The 17,955-nt window shown below is 73.7% G+C and carries 17 protein-coding genes and 1 riboswitch; of the genes, 11 read left to right on the top strand and 6 right to left on the bottom strand.

Going from position 1 to position 17,955, the window contains the following annotated elements; translation table 11 throughout:
• The first annotated feature begins 40 nt into the window (after positions 1 to 40).
• From AB8A24_RS00705 to AB8A24_RS00675, 7 genes are all read left to right on the top strand, one after another.
• On the top strand, positions 41 to 1,177 hold the full coding sequence (locus AB8A24_RS00705) for a gala protein (protein ID WP_369474198.1): 1,137 nt from the start codon (positions 41 to 43) through the stop codon (positions 1,175 to 1,177).
• Positions 1,174 to 2,856, top strand: coding sequence for an ankyrin repeat domain-containing protein (locus AB8A24_RS00700; RefSeq protein WP_369474196.1), 1,683 nt, complete (start codon positions 1,174 to 1,176; stop codon positions 2,854 to 2,856). Before AB8A24_RS00705 ends, AB8A24_RS00700 begins: the two co-directional genes overlap by 4 nt.
• On the top strand, positions 2,853 to 4,052 hold the full coding sequence (locus AB8A24_RS00695) for an AAA family ATPase (RefSeq protein ID WP_369474194.1): 1,200 nt from the start codon (positions 2,853 to 2,855) through the stop codon (positions 4,050 to 4,052). Before AB8A24_RS00700 ends, AB8A24_RS00695 begins: the two co-directional genes overlap by 4 nt.
• A gap of 12 nt (positions 4,053 to 4,064) precedes the next feature.
• Positions 4,065 to 5,249: a VWA-like domain-containing protein gene (locus tag AB8A24_RS00690; protein WP_369474193.1), complete on the top strand. Its 1,185-nt coding sequence runs from the start codon at positions 4,065 to 4,067 to the stop codon at positions 5,247 to 5,249.
• Between the two features lie 213 nt (positions 5,250 to 5,462).
• Positions 5,463 to 5,654: a hypothetical protein gene (locus AB8A24_RS00685; protein ID WP_328960345.1), complete on the top strand. Its 192-nt coding sequence runs from the start codon at positions 5,463 to 5,465 to the stop codon at positions 5,652 to 5,654.
• Between the two features lie 103 nt (positions 5,655 to 5,757).
• A riboswitch (guanidine-III (ykkC-III) riboswitch) is annotated at positions 5,758 to 5,820 on the top strand.
• A gap of 76 nt (positions 5,821 to 5,896) precedes the next feature.
• Complete coding sequence (locus AB8A24_RS00680) at positions 5,897 to 6,349, top strand: Ohr family peroxiredoxin (protein WP_328960346.1); 453 nt, start codon at positions 5,897 to 5,899, stop codon at positions 6,347 to 6,349.
• Entirely contained in the window at positions 6,336 to 6,794 is a 459-nt protein-coding gene (locus AB8A24_RS00675) for a hypothetical protein (RefSeq protein WP_328960347.1), read from the top strand. Before AB8A24_RS00680 ends, AB8A24_RS00675 begins: the two co-directional genes overlap by 14 nt.
• A 37-nt stretch (positions 6,795 to 6,831) precedes the next feature.
• Here AB8A24_RS00675 and AB8A24_RS00670 read toward each other — a convergent pair whose 3' ends face one another.
• The 5 genes from AB8A24_RS00670 to AB8A24_RS00650 all read right to left on the bottom strand — a co-directional run bounded on the left by AB8A24_RS00670 (position 6,832) and on the right by AB8A24_RS00650 (position 12,441).
• A complete protein-coding gene (locus AB8A24_RS00670; RefSeq protein ID WP_328960348.1) occupies positions 6,832 to 7,626 on the bottom strand; it encodes a peptidoglycan recognition family protein in 795 nt (264 codons plus the stop codon).
• Positions 7,627 to 7,755: 129 nt separating this feature from the next.
• A complete protein-coding gene (locus AB8A24_RS00665; protein WP_328960349.1) occupies positions 7,756 to 8,244 on the bottom strand; it encodes a nuclear transport factor 2 family protein in 489 nt (162 codons plus the stop codon).
• Positions 8,241 to 8,975 (bottom strand): SDR family oxidoreductase, encoded by a 735-nt coding sequence (locus tag AB8A24_RS00660; RefSeq protein WP_328960350.1) that lies wholly within the window; start codon positions 8,973 to 8,975, stop codon positions 8,241 to 8,243. Before AB8A24_RS00660 ends, AB8A24_RS00665 begins: the two co-directional genes overlap by 4 nt.
• Before the next feature lie 115 nt (positions 8,976 to 9,090).
• Positions 9,091 to 11,142, bottom strand: coding sequence for a UvrD-helicase domain-containing protein (locus AB8A24_RS00655; protein WP_369474191.1), 2,052 nt, complete (start codon positions 11,140 to 11,142; stop codon positions 9,091 to 9,093).
• 84 nt (positions 11,143 to 11,226) lie between these two features.
• Positions 11,227 to 12,441 carry a hypothetical protein gene (locus AB8A24_RS00650; RefSeq protein WP_369474190.1) on the bottom strand — a complete coding sequence of 405 codons (1,215 nt, stop codon included), beginning with the start codon at positions 12,439 to 12,441 and terminating at the stop codon, positions 11,227 to 11,229.
• A 55-nt stretch (positions 12,442 to 12,496) separates the two neighbouring features.
• On the opposite strand from AB8A24_RS00650, the gene recQ reads away from it, so the two are divergent.
• The 3 genes from recQ (at position 12,497) to AB8A24_RS00635 (ending at position 16,040) form a co-directional block, all read left to right on the top strand.
• Positions 12,497 to 14,551 carry a DNA helicase RecQ gene (gene recQ / locus AB8A24_RS00645; RefSeq protein WP_369474189.1) on the top strand — a complete coding sequence of 685 codons (2,055 nt, stop codon included), beginning with the start codon at positions 12,497 to 12,499 and terminating at the stop codon, positions 14,549 to 14,551.
• Positions 14,552 to 14,634: 83 nt separating this feature from the next.
• Complete coding sequence (locus AB8A24_RS00640) at positions 14,635 to 15,147, top strand: SRPBCC family protein (RefSeq protein WP_369474188.1); 513 nt, start codon at positions 14,635 to 14,637, stop codon at positions 15,145 to 15,147.
• Between the two features lie 65 nt (positions 15,148 to 15,212).
• A complete protein-coding gene (locus AB8A24_RS00635) occupies positions 15,213 to 16,040 on the top strand; it encodes an N-formylglutamate amidohydrolase (RefSeq protein ID WP_369474187.1) in 828 nt (275 codons plus the stop codon).
• A 44-nt stretch (positions 16,041 to 16,084) separates the two neighbouring features.
• Here AB8A24_RS00635 and AB8A24_RS00630 read toward each other — a convergent pair whose 3' ends face one another.
• Entirely contained in the window at positions 16,085 to 17,203 is a 1,119-nt protein-coding gene (locus AB8A24_RS00630) for an FAD-dependent oxidoreductase (RefSeq protein ID WP_369474186.1), read from the bottom strand.
• Positions 17,204 to 17,256: 53 nt separating this feature from the next.
• Here AB8A24_RS00630 and AB8A24_RS00625 point away from each other — a divergent pair, with 53 nt between their 5' ends.
• Entirely contained in the window at positions 17,257 to 17,949 is a 693-nt protein-coding gene (locus AB8A24_RS00625) for a TetR/AcrR family transcriptional regulator C-terminal domain-containing protein (RefSeq protein WP_328960357.1), read from the top strand.
• Positions 17,950 to 17,955 lie beyond the last annotated feature (6 nt).

Here is a 17,955-nt window from a genome sequence, read left to right as displayed (position 1 = left end):
TGGACGCCGGGCACCGGCGAAGGAAACCGGTGGAGTGGTGATGACACAGCCGACACCCGTACGGTGCCCCGCGATCGAGCACCCGGACCTGCCACCGGCCGACCCGGCGCGCCTCGACCCGCTGCTCGCCCGGCTCGCCGCGGACCGGCCCGTCGAGACCGACGAGACCTTCCCGCTCGGCACCCTGCGCACCGACGGCCGCGTCGACCTGTGCAAGCAGGGGCTCGGCCCGGCCGGCGCGGCCCGGCTGCTGCCGGCCGCCACCGCCTCCGCGCACGCCAGGCACCTGCTGCTCGGCACCAACGCCATCGGCGACGCGGGTGCCGGCACCCTGGCCGAGGCGCTCGCGGCCGGCCACGGGCTGCACACCCTCTACCTCGGCTGCAACCGGATCGGCCCCGACAGGGTGGGCTCACTCGCGGGCGCCCTCGGCGACGACACGACCGTCCGCGCCCTGTGGCTCAAGCGCAACCCGCTCTTCGCGGACGGCGCCCGCACCCTGGCCGCGCTGCTGCGCCGCAACACCGCCCTGCGCACCCTCGACCTGGTCAACACCGGGATCGGCGCCGACGGCGTTCGCCTGCTGCTCGACGCCCTGCTGGAGCGCGAACAGCCGCTGGAACGGCTCTTCCTCGGCGGCAACGGCCTCGGCCCCGACGCCGCCCCGCTGTTGGCCGCCCTGATCCGGGAGGCCGGGGTACGCGAGCTGTACGTCCCCGCCAACCACCTCGGCGACGAGGGCGTCACGGCTCTCGCGGCGGCCGCGGCCGACTCCGCCCACCCGGTCCGCCTCGGGCTCGGCGGCAACGGCATCGGCGCCGCCGGAGCGCGTGCGCTGGCCGCCTCCCTCGGCGGCATCGAAGCGCTCGACCTCGGCCGGACCATGTCCGAGCGCAGCCTCGGGGCCCCCGGCAACCACCCTGGCGACGAAGGGGCGTACGCCCTGGCCGCGGCTCTCCCCGGCAGCCCCCTGCGCCGGCTGGAGCTGCGCCACACCGGCCTCACCGGGCGCGGCGCGAAGAGCCTGCTCGCGGCGGTGCCCGCGGACAGCGCCCTGGAGTACGTCGGCCTGGGCCCCGGGCTGCCCCGCCGCGTGAAGCGCTCCTTCACCGAGCGGCTGTGTCCCGCCCGCGCGGCGCACCCGGACGTGCGCGCCATCGGCAGTGTGTACCGGTGAGCGTGCGGAACGTGGAGAGCGCGCGGAAGGCCGAACTGCCCGGCGGCATCCGGCCGGAGGACCGCTCCACATGGCAGCGGATCCGGCGCTACGCCGTGCCCGGCCGGATGATCGAGCAGGCCACCGCGCACCGGCTGGCCGGTGACTGGCGGGCGGCCTGCGCGGCCGCCGCCGTGGACGTCGACCTCGACCTCCCCGAGCTCGCCGCCCGCTACGGCGCCGAAGTGGCCGAGGCCGTCGCGGAGGACCTGCGGTACCTCGCCCCGGACCTGCTGCGCTGGCACCTGCCGCGGCTCCTGGGCGGCCGCACCACCATCGCCCTCGAACGGAGGATCCTGCTCGCCTCCTACGGCGGCCACGGGGGGCCGACCCTGTCGGTCACCACGCCCGTCATGACCGAAGGCGCGCAGCGGCTGCGCCTGCAGTGCGCGCCCGTCGTCACCAAGCAGCGGCACCGGTACGCGGGGCACGGCTTCGTCCCGGAGAACTGGACCGCGATCCGGCCGTTCTGGGACGCCCGGTGCGCGTCCGAGCTGGGCGCGCGCTTCGCCGCACCGGACGACCTCGCCGCACGGATCGCCGCGCTCTGGGACCAGGAGGACGCGGTCGGGGCGTACGGGGCGGCGGGCATCGCGTGCGACCTGACCGTGCCCACGCCTCAGTCGTACCAGCGCCCGGTGGACCCGAAGGCGGTCCTCGCGCGGATGCCGGTCGACCTCAGCCGGCTCGCGCCGGAGGTGGCGCGGCTGGTGGCGGCCGGGGCAGGGGACCGCTTCCGGATCGCGGTCGACTGGCGCTCCCACGTCCTGCTGGAACACGCGGGCCCCGAGGGACTCCGGGCCCGCGTCGTCGAACAGGCCGAGACGACCTCCGTCCCGGTCCTGCCCCACTACGTCTGGCAGCGGCTCCCCGATCTCGAACTGGTCCGGACCGGCCTGATCTCCCCGCGCGCGCTGCACCCGCTGGTGGCCGACGCGCTGTTCCCCGACTCCGGACCGGCGGTCGGTCCGCCCGGCCCCGACACGGGCGGACCGGTACGGGTGCGCTGCCGCGGCGCGTGGCACGAGGTGCGCTCGCGAGGCGGCGTACTCGATGTCCCCCACACTCCCGAGGAGCAGCAACGGGAGCGTGCGATGCGGGCGTTCGGCGGCGCGGTCTCGGGGTGCTTCGCCGTACAGCAGTCCTGGACCACCGGCGAGGGGCGGCTGCCGCGCGCCCTCCAGGACCAGCGGCGCGAGCTCTTCCTGCGGATCCAGCACGGCGACACCCCGGGTGTGGTGGCGCTGTTGGACGCCGGGGTGGACCCCCGGATCCGGGACGCCCGCGGCCGCGGGCTGCTGCACGTACTCCACCTGCTCGACCACGACGTGCTGCTGCCCCGGCTGCTGGCCGCCGGACTCGACCTGGAGGCACGGGACCGGGCCGAGCGCACCCCGCTGCTGTCCGCCGTGCACTGGGGCGGTTCGACGGACCTGGTCAGGGCCCTACTGGCGGCGGGCTCCCGGGTCGACGTCGTCGACGAGATGGAAATGTCGCTGTCCCAGGAGATCCGCCGCTACCAGCGCACCGACCTCGCCTTCCTGCGGGACCGCGTCGAAGCGGAGTTCCCCGGGATCGGCGCCGACTGGTTCGACGAGTACATGGAGTACCGCGACGAGGACGAGGACGACGACGCATGAGCACGACCGCGCCGCGGCCCGCCCGGGCCCTGGCAGCCGCCGACGCCCTGGGTGCCCGGCTGCGCGCCACCCGCACCGAGCCCGCCACCAACCCCCAACTGGAGGCGCTGGCACTGGCCGTGACGGCCAATCAGCCTGTCCTCCTGTGGGGTGAGCCAGGCATCGGCAAGTCCGCCGGCATGGAGCAGCTCGCCACCGCGCTCGGCGTCCCGCTGGAGACGGTCATCGCCAGCGTCCACGAGCCCTCCGACTTCGCCGGGCTGCCCATCGTCGGCGAGGACCCGGCCACCACGGGTGTCCCGATGGCGCCGCCGGACTGGGCGGTACGCCTCGCTCGCACCGGCCACGGGCTGCTGTTCTTCGACGAGCTGTCCTCCGCCCCGCCGGCCGTGCAGGCGGCCCTGCTGCGCGTGGTCCTGGAACGCCGGGTCGGCAGCCTGGAGCTGCCGGCGGCGGTACGGATCGTCGCCGCGGCCAATCCGCCCGCCAGCGCCGCGGACGGCTGGCACCTCAGCCCGCCGCTCGCGAACCGCTTCGTCCACCTCGACTGGACGCACAACCCGCGCACCGTGGCCCGCGGCATGGCCGGTACCTGGCCCGAGGTGGCGATCCCGGCCGTCGATCCCGCCAAGGCGTCCGGTGCGGTCGCCCGGGCCCGCGGCGCCGTCTCCGGCTTCCTGACCGCGCGACCGGGCCTGGTCCACCACATGCCGTCCGAGGCCGCCGGGCGGGGCCGCGGCTGGCCGTCCCCGCGCACCTGGGAGATGGCCCTGCGGCTGCTGGCCACGGGGTACGCGGCCTCGTCGGGCCGGGAGGCGCTGGCCGCCGCCCTCACCGGGGCCGTGGGCGAGGCCGCCGGGATCGAACTGCTCTCGTACCTCGAACACCTCGACCTGCCCGACCCGGACCGGGTGCTGGCCGACCCCGACGCCTTCGCCCTGCCCGAGCGCGGCGACCGGCAGCTGGCGTTCCTCATCGCCGTGGTCGCGGCCGTGCAGAGCGAGCTCACCTGCCCCCGCTGGGAGGCGGGTTGGGCGGTCCTGGCCAAGGCCGTGGACGCGGGCGTGCCCGACGTCGCCGCCCGGGCCGCCGCCGACCTCGCCGCGATGCGCGACCTGGACTGGCCGGTGCCCGCCGGTATCGACGCCTTCGTGGAACTGCTCCAGCTGTCCGGCTCGCTGCCGGGCGGCGACTGAGCCCGGTCCGCCGTGCGCCCGGAGCTGGACCGCGCGAAGCTGCTGGCGGCCCGCTACAAGGCCGCCGAGACCCGTCCGTACCTCGCTTCCGCGCTCTACGCCCTGACCGTGGTCCCCTCGGCCGAGGTGCGCACCATGGGCGTCGACCGGCACTGGCGCTGCTACGTCTCGCCCGCCTTCGTCGAGGCGACCCCGGTCGTCGAGTTGGCCGGGGTGTGGATCCACGAGGTGGCGCACCTGCTGCGCGACCACCACGGCCGGGCCGAGCGGCTGCCCGCCGCGGACCAGCGCGACGCGGTCCGGGTCAACATCGCCCAGGACTGCGAGATCAACGACGACCTGCTGGCCGACGGGCTGGTCCTGCCCGAGGGCCGGATGGAGCCCCGGCTCTACGGCCTGCCCACGGGCGGCCTGTTCGAGACCTACCTGCCCGCGATTCCCCCGACGCCCCACGGCCCCGACTGCGGTTCCGGCGCGCACGGCACCCCCGCGCCCTGGGAGCTGGGCGAGGGCGGCGGCCCCGCCCGGGTCGGCCCGGTGGAGGCGGAGGCCCTGCGCCGGCAGACCGCCGAGGCCGTACGGGCCCATCGGCGTACCCGGGGCCGGGTCCCAGAGGGTTGGGCCCGGTGGGCCGAGGAACTCCTGGAGCCTTCCGTCGACTGGCGCCAGGCTCTGGCGGGTGCGGTCCGCGAGGCGGCCGCCTGGGCGGCCGGCGCGGTGGACTACACGTACCGCCGTCCCTCGCGCCGCACGCCCGCGCTCGGCGGCCGGGTGGTACTGCCCAGTCTGCGCAGGCCGCTGCCGCGGGTGGCCGTCGTCATCGACACCTCGGGATCGATGGGCCCGGACGACCTCGCGGCCGCCCTCGCCGAAGTCACCGGCGTCCTGCGGGAGGTGGGCGTCGGCGGCAACCGGGTCGCCGTCCTCGCGTGCGACGCCGACGTGCACGCCGTGACCCGGGTGCGCAGTGCCGGCGAGGTGACCCTGGCCGGTGGCGGTGGTACGGACATGCGGGTCGGCATCGACGCGGCGCTGGCCCTGCCCGACCGCCCGAACGTCGTGGTGGTGCTGACCGACGGGTATACGCCGTGGCCGCAGGAGACACCGTCCTGCCGGCTGATCGCCGCCCTGGTCGGCGACACCCCGCCCGCACCCCCGACCTGGGTGGAGACGGTACGCGTCACCCCGACCGCGTGAACCCGGCGCACCGCACGGACCTCTCCGGCAACGACGCCGGTCCACCCCGCCGTTCCGCCCGCGCCAACGCCTGTACGCACGGCTGATGTTGCCGGATCGGCAGCGCAGGCGCGGTCCTTGACGGCAGGTTCCGTCACCCTCTGTGTTTAACGTCTCGGAATTCGGTAACAAGATGTAGTGACAGGCAGTCAATACTCGACGAAAGGCAGGACCATGAACCTCGTTACCGTGCTCATCCTCGTCGCGGTCCTCGCACTTGTCGGCCTGCTGATCGCGGCTCCCAGCGCCGCCGTGCGGCGCAACCCCTTCCCGGGCCGCCGACAGCGAGCCGACCACCGGCGCTCCGACGCACCCCGGTCGACCCGGGTACCCGGTCAGCGGGGCATCCAGCACCACGCGCCCTGACCCGGGAGCGACCGCGGCCGCACGCCCCGCCGGCCGGCCGCCGGCGGGTGAGGTACTTCACCGTGGGGGACGCCCCGGACCACCGTCGGCGTTGCTAGATTGTCCGGCGGCCGGTCCAAGGCCCCGGACGAGATGCGCCGTACCCGGTTACGCACGACGACGCGCGAGGTACTGACACGAGCAGTGCCGTCCGCTGTCCGCACCCGGGCAGCGTCCTCGTCGAGCAAGATGGGCCGAACAGCATGACCGTGCCACTCACCCGCAGCCTGTACCGGACGACCGCGCACGCCGCGGGGGGACGTACCGGATCCGTCCGTACGGACGACGGACGCTTGGACGTCCGCCTCGCCCCGCCGCGCAAGAAGGTCCCCGGTACCACCAACCCCGAGCAGCTGTTCGCGGCCGGGTTCGCCGCCTGCTTCACCTCCGCGCTCGCGGAGGTCGCCGCCGAGTTCGGGGCGGAGGCCTCCACCGCCCGCGTGGCCTGCGAGGTCCAGCTCGGCACCACGGACACGCCCGCGGGCTACGGCCTCGCGGTGACGCTCACCGTCAGCCTGCCCGGTTGGCGGGCGGCGGACCTCCAGCCCCTGCTGCACCGGGCGGACGCGGTCTGCCCGTACTCGCAGGCCGTGCGCGGCAACGTACCGCTGACGCTGCTGGCCGTGGACGAGCCCGCCGCCGATGACCGCGCCTGAGCCCCGGCGCACCGGGCAGGCCGGGCACGTCCCGGACGGCCCCGGCGTCCCCGTGCCCGAGCGCGGCGCCTGGCTGCGGCGCGGCATCAGCCGCGACGGCGGACCCCTGATCGAGGACCGCGAAGTGGTGTGGCTGCAGGCCGGGTCGTTCTACGCCGACAGCCGGGGCTTCGCCGGTACGACGTCCTTCGACGGCTCCCGGACGCACTTCCACCACCTCACCGGCGAGCCCGGCGAAGACGCCGGCACCTTCCGGTGGGACGGTGCGAACCTGGTCGAGCGGGGCACCAACCCGGACGGCAGCACCTTCCTGGAGATCTGGACCCCGCTGCCGGGCGCCGACGGCGCCTGCGGCTCCTGGTCGGGCCCGGACCACCACGTGGTGCGCGTCGGCCGCCACGTGGTGCACGTCGATTCCCACGCCGGTACGTACTGGCGCCTGTAACCCCCTCGCGAGAGCCGGAGGAGCCGGCGGCGGACCGTCAGGGCAGCAGCCCCGCCGGGAGGTATTCCTCGTACGACGAGGACGGCCGGCCGGTGACCTGGCGGACCAGGTCCTCGAGGGGATCGGTGGCCTCCTCCGGCGCGGGCGTGCCGAGGCGGGCGGCGACGTCCTTGCGGAGGGTCGGGAGCTGGGCGTAGAGGCGGTCTCCGGGGCAGGAGGTGGCGTTGAAGTCGCGGTGGCCGTAGATCTCCGACGCGGGCAGGCCGTACTGGTCGCAGATGTGGGCGCACAGGTCGGCCAGCGCCGCGTACTGCGCCGCCGGCTGGGCCTCCGAGGTGTACGTGCCCTCGTTCTCGATACCGATGGACACCGTGTTCTGGCCGACGCAGTGCGCTGCCCGCACCTGGCGGGAGCCGGTGCGCAGCTCCGCCAGGCTGTTGTGGCGCCCCTCCAGCACGAAGGCCCCGCGGCTGACGGTGAAGTGCTGGCCCGTGTCGATCCAGCCCTGCGCGTCCATGTGGTAGGTCTGGATCGCGCGGGCGAGGGCGAAGGCGCGCTGCTTCGAGTAGTCCGTCACGTTCGCCGTCGCCGTGTGGTGGACGATGATCCGCTCCGGGCGGTTGTCCAGGACGACGACGGGTTCGGACGCCGCCCGCGCACCCCAGGCGGCGCACCCGATGATGTCCGGGGTGGCGGCGGAGTACGCCCGCCCCGCCGCGGCGAGCGGCAGTGCCGCGGCGGTGGCCAGGGCGAAGGCTCCCGTGAGGACCGAACGGCGGGAGTACGGCGCCGCGGCGCGCGCCGCCGGCTGGTGCAGTGCGGAGAAGGTCATGCGGCGCCATTGAAGGGGACTCCCCCCGCGCCGGCCGCGCCGACACACCGCGCGACCCCCGGGAGTGGCCCCGACCGGCCGCGCCCAGGACACTCCCCAGGTCGGGTCCGCGAAGTCGGGCGGCCGGCGCTACTGTGCGGACCCGCCCTGGCCGAGGCCCGGTGGCGTCTCCTCCCCGTCGGTCCACCAGACGCCCAGCCGCTGGCGGGTCAGGAGCCAGCCGCCCTCGGGAGCCCGGCGGAAGTCCCAGTCGTACGGGCCGCCCATGGAGGAGGGCGACGTACTCCGCTCGCCGCCCGTCACGGCGACGAACCACATGTACCCGACACCGGTGGCCCGGTCCCCTTCCACGTGGAAGTCCATGTTCAGGATGTGGTGTTGCATGCTCGGGAAGTGCGCCTCCGCCTGCTCCACCTTCGCCCGGACCGCCTCCCTCCCGTGGACCTCCCCCCACGGCTCGAACTCCAGCACCGCGTCCTCGGCCCAGCACTCGATCCAGGCCCGCCAGTCCTTGCGGTCCAGCGCCCGCCAGCCGCGGATCATGAGCCGCCGCAGTGCTTCCTTGTCCTCCAGGACCCGCAGTCGGCGCAGCAGGTCCTCGTACGGCCCGGCGGTCACTGCGCGCTCGCGGCGGGACGCACGACGATCTCGTTGACGTCGACCTCGGCCGGCTGGGCGACCGCGTAGGCGATGGCTCCGGCGATGGCGGACGCCGGCAGCGCCACGGCGCGATAGGCCTTCATGGCCTCCCGCGCGGCGGGATCGGAGATCCCTTCGGCCAGTTCGGATTCGGTCACGCCCGGAGAGACCAGGGTGACGCGGACGGTGCCGTCCGATTCCTGGCGCAGCCCTTCGGATATCGCGCGGACGGCGTACTTGGTGGCGCAGTAGACGGCCGCGGTGGGCGACACCTCGTACGCGCCGACGGAGGCGACGTTCACGAAGTGCCCGCCGCCCTGGGCCCGCATCACGGGCAGGGCGGCGGCGATCCCGTGCAGCACTCCTCGCACGTTCACGTCGATCATCCGGTCCCACTCGTCGACCTTCAGCGCGTCCAGCGGCGAGAGCGGCATCACCCCGGCGTTGTTGACCAGCACGTCCACCCGGCCGTATCGGTCGCGGGCGGCGGCCACGAAGGCCCGTACATCGGCGGCGTCGGTGACGTCCAGCCGCCGGAACGCCGCGGTACCGCCCGCCTCGTCGATCTCCCGGCCGAGCGCGTCGAGCCGATCGGTGCGCCGCGCGCCCAGGAACAACCGGTGACCGTCGGCAGCGAGCCGCCGGGCCGTCGCCTCCCCGATCCCGCTGCTCGCTCCGGTGATGGCCACGACCTTGGCTTCGTTCCTCATACCTGCCCTACTCCTCGTCGAAAGCGGATGACTCCGCCCGACCGAGTCTGGGCACACCGCCGCCGGCCGACCAGGACGCGTCACACCCTGGCAGCGCCGCCTCGCGGGTGGTCTCCTACCTGGTGGTGACGCTGCCGAGCCACAGCAGGTCACGGGCGCGGGTCATCGCCACGAAGAGCCGGCTGCGCAGCAGTTCCGCACGCTCCCGGGCCGTCTCGGACGTCTCCGTACCGGCCGGCGTGCCTGCCGGCGTGCCGTGCCCGGAGACCGTGTCGTGCCGGGGCAGGAAGACGTTCTTGAACTCCAGGCCCTTGGCCCGGCGATACGTGCCCAGCTTCACCGCGTCGACGGCGCGGCCGTCGTAGTGCTCCAACTGGCAGACCGGGATGCCCGCCTGGGTGAGCAGCCGCTGGTAGTGGCCTACGGCGCGCATGGACGGGCACAGCAGGGCGGTGTCGGCGCGGGCGCCCTCGGGCAGGGAGCGCAGGGCGTCCAGGAGGTCCCGGTCGTGGGCTTCCGCGGTGGACCTGGTGACGCGTACGACGTCCCCGTCGTGGTAGGTGAGGTCGACGTCGCGGCGGCCCGAGGTGCGCAGGCCGTCGAGGTCCTCGAAGGCGTCGTCGGCGACGACGGTGAGCGCCGCGTCCAGGATCTGTTTGCTGTTGCGGTAGTTGGTGCGCAGCACCTGTCCGCGGTCGCCGCGGATGTCGATGCCCGCGTCGGTGAGGCGGAACCCGCCCGGATAGACGGTCTGTTGGCCGTCGCCGACGAGCAGCAGTCCGTTGGGCACGTCACCGACGAGCGCGTGCAGGAGGCGTACGCCGACGAGCGTGAGGTCCTGGACCTCGTCGACGATGACGGCCGCGTACGGAGGTCCTTCGCGGCGGCGGGACGCTTCGGCCAGGGCGAGGGAGAGGACGTCGTTGAAGTCGTGGACGCCGCGCTCGCCGCGCAGGGCCTCGTACGCCTCGTAGAGCTCCCACACGGACCGGCGGTGCGTACGGTGCAGGCTCGCCCTCCGCCGTCGCCTGGGGACGGCCGCGTACTCCTCGAAGCGGGTGAGGCCGCGCCCCTTGATGACGTAGTCGATCTCTTCGTGCCAGTAGGTGGGGGCCGGGTCGAGCGCGGCCAGTCGGCTCGCGCGGCCGACGTTCTTCCAGGCGAGGCTGAAGGCGGTCTCGGCCTTGTCCCCGTGCAGCCGGACGGGTATGCCCCGCTCCTGCAGGAATTCCTGGGCCCAGGAGTGGAGGCTGCGGAAGTCCACCCGGTCGGCGACGGCCGGGGCCATGGCCTTGAGGAAAGTGCTCTGTACGCGGGGCAGGTTGTTGGCGAAGGTGACGTACAGGATGCGGCCGGTGGTCCGCCGGGCAAGGTGGGCCGCACGGTGCAGGGCGACGACCGTCTTGCCGGTGCCCGCCGGGCCGCTGATGCGGGCGGGGCCCGACCAGTTGCGGCGCACCAGTGCCACCTGGTCGGGGTGGAGGAAGGTCATCCACTGCTCGATCGGCGCGCGCCTCGCCCCCTCCAGGGCCGCGTCGCGCAGCCCTTCCAGGTCGAACAATCCGTCCGGGGAGCCCGGTCGGTGGGGTTCGGCCGCCGGCACCGGCTGCTGGTCGATCGCCGACCCCGCGTAGCCCGGGAACACCCGCTCCAGGTGGTCGGCGATCGCCCGGACCGACTCGGCGCGCAGCCGGTGCCGCTGCGACAGCAGCACGGGGCCGATCTCGTGTTCACCCAGGAGCCGGATCCGGCCGAGGCTCGCGTCGAGGCGCTGCCCGGCGAACACCCTGACCGGCTGGACCGCCACCGGTGACATGCCGAGGGACGCCACCGCGCTCTCGGCCGCCTTCGTGGCGGCGAGCAGCCCGGGCGCGTGTCCCTCGGCGGGCTCGCGGCCGGCCGTGACGTCGACGACGAAGACCCCGCCGGGCCCCACCAGCAGCATGTGCGCGTCAGCGGTCCGGGTCCGGGACCATTGGCGGTCGACGAGCAACCGCCACCCGCGCGCGGTCAGTACCAGCAGCTGGGCGAGGACCCGCTGCTCCCCCTCGCCGACCGTGTCCCACCGCAGGGCCTGCCGGCGGGCGGCCTGCCACTGCTCGCGCAGTAACCGCTCCTGCCGCCGCGCCTCCTGCGTCCGCTGCGATGCCGCCCCGCCTGCCCCCATACCAGCCCCCCTCGTACGCGGAGTGACGATCATAGGGCGGAACGCGACGATGGCGGCAGGGCGCCTACCGGGCAGCCGCTCCCCTCAGTCCTGCCAGTAGAACAGCAACGTGTCGACGCCCAACGGGCCGCGGCTGCCGAAGTAGTACACCCCGAGGTCGGTGACCTGGATGGCGCGGACGGCCTCGTCGAGCCAGCGGAAGCCGGCCGATTCGAGGGCGCGGCGCACGTCCGGATGGTCGTCCTCACCGGCGGCGAACCGGCCGAGGGTGCTGATGAACACCGCGTCGCCGCTCTCGCCGTACCTGATCACGTCGTACGTACCGTCCCCCACCCCGTTGTCCTCGCCGCAGGAGATCGGCGGCTTCGGCCCGACGCCGGCGGCGGTGAGCGCGGCCGAGGCCCGCCGCAGCTGCTCGGCCGTATCGGTGGCCGGCGGCGGCTCCGTGCACAGGGCCTCCATCCGCCACCGCGGATCGCTCCGCTCCTCGCACCACCGCCCGTACTCGTGGACGATCGCCGCGCGCAGTTCCTCGTCCAGGCCGGCGACCTCCACGCGGGGCCGCCCCAGCTCCTCGTACAGCCTCCGGGTCTCATCGGTGTCCTCGGTCAGACGGTGCAGGGCGTACACGGCCCACAGCTTCGCCTCCTCGGTCGGCGCCTCGGCGAGGTGGCCACGCAGCCGTTCCGGGTCGGTCAGGAGCTCCTGGGCGCGGAACGCGACCTGCCGGTCGGGGTCCGCGAGCGCGTCGGTGACGTCCTCGCCGGCGCGGTCCCGCAGACGGACGGCGCTGGAGCGGTCCTCGGGACGGGCCCCGCCGAGCTGGGCCAGCACCGCTTCGACCCCGTGCCGTGCGACCAGTCCGTCGAGCCCGGCCTCGCCGGTCTCCCGCCGGCTGCGCCACAGATCTAAGGCGAGCGTCGCCAGGGCACCCGCCGCCGTGAGGTCGCCGAGCGCGCCGCGGGCCCCCAGCACCGCCTCGGCCATGCCGTACTTGCCGTCCCGGTGCCGGTCCTCGTGCCGCAGCCAGGGCAGCAGCTCGGGGCGGTCCGAGAGCAGGCCCAGCAGCGCGACGCGCACGTGACTCACGTCATCGGTGTCCTGGACGCGTGCGATCAGCTGGGCCACGCGCCGCTCCGGCACGCGTCCGGCCAGCGCCTCGACGCAGTCCGCGCGGCGCCACCACGGCTGCTTCGCGTCGGCGACGCACCTCGCGAGGGCGTCCGCGTCGTACGCGCGCAGGCCCGCGGCGTCGGTCCGCCCGGCTTCCGGGGTCAGCTTCTTGATCGTCTTCGCCATCCCGGGATGTTACTCGGCGGCACCGGGTGTCGGTGGGTGTCGATAGGCTTCGTGGATGGCACTTCCCGACGCTTCCACCGAGACCTCCGACGCTCTGCAGGTACTGCACCGCGTGTTCGGGTACAGCTCCTTCCGCGGCGAGCAGGAGGAGATCATCGAGCAGGTCGTCGGCGGCGGTGACGCCCTCGTGCTGATGCCGACCGGTGGCGGCAAGTCGCTCTGCTACCAGATCCCGGCGCTGGTCAGAGAAGGCACGGGCATCGTGATCTCGCCGCTCATCGCGCTGATGCAGGACCAGGTGAACGCGCTGACCGCCCTCGGGGTGCGGGCCGGATTCCTCAACTCGACGCAGGATTCGTACGAGCGGCAGACCGTCGAGCAGGCGTTCCTCGCCGGCGAGCTGGACCTGCTGTACCTGGCTCCCGAGCGGCTGCGCACCGAGAGCGCCCAGCGGCTGCTCGACCGGGGCAAGGTGTCCCTCTTCGCGATCGACGAGGCGCACTGTGTCGCCCAGTGGGGTCACGACTTCCGGCCCGACTACCTCGCGCTGTCCATGCTGCACGAGCGCTGGCCGAAGGTGCCGCGGATCGCGCTGACCGCGACGGCCACCGAGGCCACCCACGCCGAGATCGTGGCGAGGCTCGGCCTGGAGGAGGCCCGGCACTTCGTCGCCAGCTTCGACCGGCCGAACATCCAGTACCGGATCGCCCCGAAGAACAATCCGCTCAAGCAGGTGCTGGAGCTGATCCGCAGCGAGCACGCCGGTGACGCCGGAGTCGTCTACTGCCTCTCGCGGGCCTCGGTGGAGAAGACCGCGGCCTTCCTGGTGGAGCAGGGCATCGACGCCGTGGCGTACCACGCCGGCATGGACGCCCGGGCGCGCGCGGCGAACCAGGCGCGGTTCCTGCGGGAGGACGGAGTCGTGGTGGTGGCCACGATCGCCTTCGGCATGGGCATCGACAAGCCCGATGTGCGCTTCGTGGCGCATCTCGACCTTCCGAAGTCGGTCGAGGGCTACTACCAGGAGACCGGCAGGGCCGGCCGCGACGGGGAGCCCGCCACGGCGTGGCTGGCGTACGGGCTGCAGGACGTGGTGCAGCAGCGCAAGCTCATCGAAGGTTCCGACGGCGACGAGACGCACCGCCGCTCGCTGGGCATGCACCTGGACGCCATGCTCGCGCTGTGCGAGACGGTCGACTGCCGCCGGGTGCGGTTGCTGGCGTACTTCGGGCAGGCGGGCACGCCCTGCGGGAACTGCGACACGTGTCTGACGCCGGCCGAGTCCTGGGACGCGACGGTCGCCTCGCAGAAGCTGCTGTCGACGGTGTGGCGGCTGGCGAAGGAACGGCGGCAGAAGTTCGGCGCCGGCCAGATCATCGACATCCTCCAGGGCAAGAAGACGGCCAAGGTCATCCAGTTCGACCACGACGGGCTCTCGGTGTTCGGTGTCGGGGCGGACCTGGGCACCGCGGAGTGGCGGGGAGTCGTACGCCAACTCCTGGCGCAGCGGCTGCTGGCGGTGGAGGGCGACTACGGAACGCTGGTGCTGACGGAGGACAGCGGCGAGGTGCTGGGCGGACGCCGCAGCGTCTCGATGCGGAAGGAGAAGGCGTCCGCCGGTCCCGCCCGCAAGGAAGCCGGCTCGCGCTCCGGCAAGGCGGCCCGCGTGCCCGTCGATCTGCCGGCCGCGGCGGAACCGGTCTTCCTGGCCCTGCGCGCGTGGCGGGCCGAGACGGCGCGGGAGCAGGGCGTACCGGCGTACGTCGTCTTCCACGACGCGACGCTGCGGGAGATCGCGACGCGGCTGCCGGCCACGACGGAGGAGCTGGGCGGCATCGGCGGCGTCGGCGAGGCCAAGCTCGCCAAGTACGCCGAGGGTGTGCTCGCCACGCTGGCGGAGTGCGGGGCGGCGTCCTCGTCCGACCCGTCCGACTCGTCCGATGCCTCGAGCGAGGTCTCGGGCGCGCCTGCCGCGGCAGCCGCGCCCTCCGCTCCGGCGCCGTCGTCGGCCCGGCCGGAGCAGCGCCGGGCGGTGCAGCATGCCGAGGAGGAGCCGCCGTTCGACCTGGACGAGATGCCTCCGCCGCCCTACGACGACGACTGGCAGTAGCCATCCCTCCGCACCGGGGAGTTACCGACGGGTAGCCACGGGTGCGGCGGCACGGTAGCGTCGGCCGCCTGGAGGGGAGAAACATGCCTCGTACGTTCACCGTGTCCGACAGCATCGTCGTCCACGTCAGTCCCGCCGACGTCTACCGGCACGTGTCCGATCCTGCCCGGATGGGTGACTGGAGCCCGGAGAACCTCGGCGCCACCGTGCACGGAGGAGCCGGGCGGACGCGCGTCGGGACGGTGTTCGACGGGCGCAACAAGCGCGGGGCCTTCCGGTGGACCACCAGGTGCACGGTGACGGCGCTCGAACAGGACCGGCTGTTCCGCTTCCGCGTGCACGCCATCGGGGTCCGGCGCCCGCGGGTGCCCGGTCCCATCGCCACCTGGGAGTACCGCTTCGAGCCGGTTCCGGAGGGCACCCGGGTGACCGAGACGTGGACGGACGACCGCCGCTCGTGGCCGGACTTCGTGGCCCACGCCTTCGACCGGGTGGCCACCCGGGGACACACCTTCGCCGACTTCCAGCGCAGGAACATCGCCACCACCCTGCGCAACCTCAAGAAAGCGATGGAACCGGCGTCCGACATGGGGTAACGGTGGGGGCCGTCAGGCTTTCGCGGGTGCTCCGCCCCGCGCACGGCCCTCTACCGAGGATCCACATGAACCACACCGTCGAGTCCGCCCAGGCGGAATCCTTCCAGCCGGATTCCTTCCGGCTCCTTCCCGGCGCCGCCGCGTCACCGGTGATCCTGCACATACCGCACTCCTCCCGCGCCGTACCGGAGTCCGTACGCGGCGGGATCGTGCTGGACGACGCGGCACTCGAACGGGAACTGGACCACATCACCGACTCGCACACGGCGGACATCGCGGCGGCGCCCCCCGCCGGATGCGCCCTCACGCCGTGGCGGTTCGTCAACGGGCTGTCCCGTCTTGTCATCGACCCCGAGCGCTTCCCCGACGAGCGCGAGGAGATGCTGGCGGTGGGCATGGGAGCGGTGTACACGCGCACCACCCACCGGGAGCGTCTGCGGGCGGACGGCTTCGACGGCGGGCCCTTGGTCGACCGCTACTTCCACCCGTACGCGGACGCAATGACACGGGCGGTGGAGGACCGGCTGGAGGCCGTCGGCCGCGCCGTGATCATCGATGTGCACTCGTACCCGACGGAGCCCCTCCCCTACGAACTGCACGGCGCCGGCCCGCGGCCGCCGATCTGCCTGGGCACGGACCGCTTCCACACCCCGGCCGCCCTGCTCACCGCGGCCGAGAAGGCCTTCGCGGGTTTCGGCGGCACGGGGCTCGACAGCCCCTTCGCGGGCACGTACGTACCGCTGCGGCACTACGGCAAGGACCCGCGGGTCGGTGCGCTGATGGTCGAGATCCGCAGGGACACCTACATGTCCGAGCCGGGCGGCCCCGCCGGACCGGGCCTCGCCACGCTGGCGGCGGCGCTGACCGAACTCGTGGACGGCCTGCGCCTCTGAGGGCTGTCCCGGCTCCGCGCCGGCGTCCACGTCGCGCACGGCGGTCAGGACGCCTGGACCTCGTCGAAGAGAGCGAGGGCTGCAGCGGGGTCCGGGCTCACGAGGCGTTCCAGCCCGGCCATCGTGATCTTCGCCCAGCGGCCGGCCCGTGCCCACATCTGTTCCTCGAAGGCGCGGACCGCCCCGTCCAGATCTCCAGGGCCGCCGGCGATGGATTCGGCGAGTTCGGCGCCTTCGATCATCGCGAGGTTCGCGCCCGCCCCCAGCGGGGGCATCAGGTGGGCGGCGTCGCCCAGCAGCGTCACCCCGGGGACGTGGGTCCAGGTGTGGGAGGCGGGCAGGACGTAGAGGGGGCGGTGGGCGAAAGCGGTGCCGTGGCGGAGGAGTTCGAGAACGGGAGCGGCCCAGCCGTCGAACAGAGCCGACAGACTCGCCCTCATCGCCTCGGTGTCGGCCAGGTCAAGGTTCGTGTGCCAGTCCAGCGGCGCCCGGAACAGGGCGTACACCTTGACGTGGCCGCCGCTGTTGCGCTGGGCGACCAGGGCGCGGTTCACGCCGTACACCGCCACGGACCCGTCGCCGATCAACCGGGCGAGGTCAGGGTGGCGGGTGTCGACGTCGTCCAAAGAGGTCTCGACCAAGGAGACGCCGGTGTAGTGCGGGGTCACCGACGAGAGCGCCGGGCGGGTCCGGGACCAGGCGCCGTCGGCGCCGACCACGAGGTCGAAGGTCTCCTGTCGCCCGTCCGCGAAATGAACCTGTACGCCGTCCCGGGTGCCCGGCACCACCTGCGTCACGCACCGCCCCCATTGGACGTCGAGAGGGCCGAGCAGCAGGTCACGGAGTTGTCCACGGTCGATCTCGGGGTTGGCCCGGTCGTCCGGACGGGGTCGCCAGTCGCGTAGGACGGTCCCGTCCACGTCCAGGATGCGCATGGCCTGCCCCTCGGGACGAGACAGCATCTGGAATTCCTCCAGCAGCCCCGCCTTGGCCAGCGCGAGCTGACCGAGCCCTGCGTGCAGGTCCAACGTGCCGCCCGGGGGGCGGGCGTCGGGAGCCGGATCGCGTTCGAGGACGGTGACGGGGTGACCATGGCGGTGCAGGACGCGAGCGAAGGTGAGGCCGGCGGGACCGCTCCCGACCACGGCGATTCGATGTCTCATGTCGATACACTGTATTGATCCGCGACAGCGCAGCGCAACGGTACGATCTCACTGTGACTGTGTGGGACCGGCCGGAGCCGCCGACTCAACCCGTGCCGCTCGACCGGGAGCGGATCGTCGCCGCCGCCATCGCGCTGGCCGACGAGGGCGGGCTGGAGGCCGTGTCCTTGCGCAAGGTCGCCGCGCGCCTGGACGCCGGCCCTATGCGGCTGTACCGCTACATCTCCACCAAGGAGGAGCTGTTCGACCTCATGGTGGACGAGGTCCAGGCCGAGATCCTCCCCGAGGAGCGGCCCGGTGACTGGCGGGAGGCGTTGCGCGTCCTCGCCGAGCGCACCAGGCAGGCCGCTCTCCGCCACGAATGGCTGGCCGACCTGCTCGGCGGTCGCCCGGCCCTGGGCCCGAACGGCCTTGCCCTGACCGAGGCCACGCTGGCCGCCCTCGACGACCTCGCCGATGTCGACACCGTCATGCGCGCCGTGGAGACGGTCAGCGCCTACTTCATCGGCGCGATCAGGCGCGAGATCGCGAACCTGCGGGCCGAACGTGCCACGGGCCTGTCCAAGCACGACTGGCAGCGGGCCTCGGGCCCGCACGTGACGAGAATGTTGGCCACGGGCCGCTTCCCGGCGCTGGCCAAGGCCGTGTACGAGGGCACGGACGTGGACGCCGAGGCGTCCTTCGCGACCGGCTTGGACTGGGTCCTCGACGCCGTGGCCGCCAAACTCACCGCGCCGCCGGCGTGACGCTCA

This window comes from Streptomyces sp. BF23-19 (assembly GCF_041106355.1).
Lineage (GTDB): Bacteria > Actinomycetota > Actinomycetes > Streptomycetales > Streptomycetaceae > Streptomyces > Streptomyces virginiae_A.
This window is presented reverse-complemented; position numbering and strand designations above follow the sequence as displayed.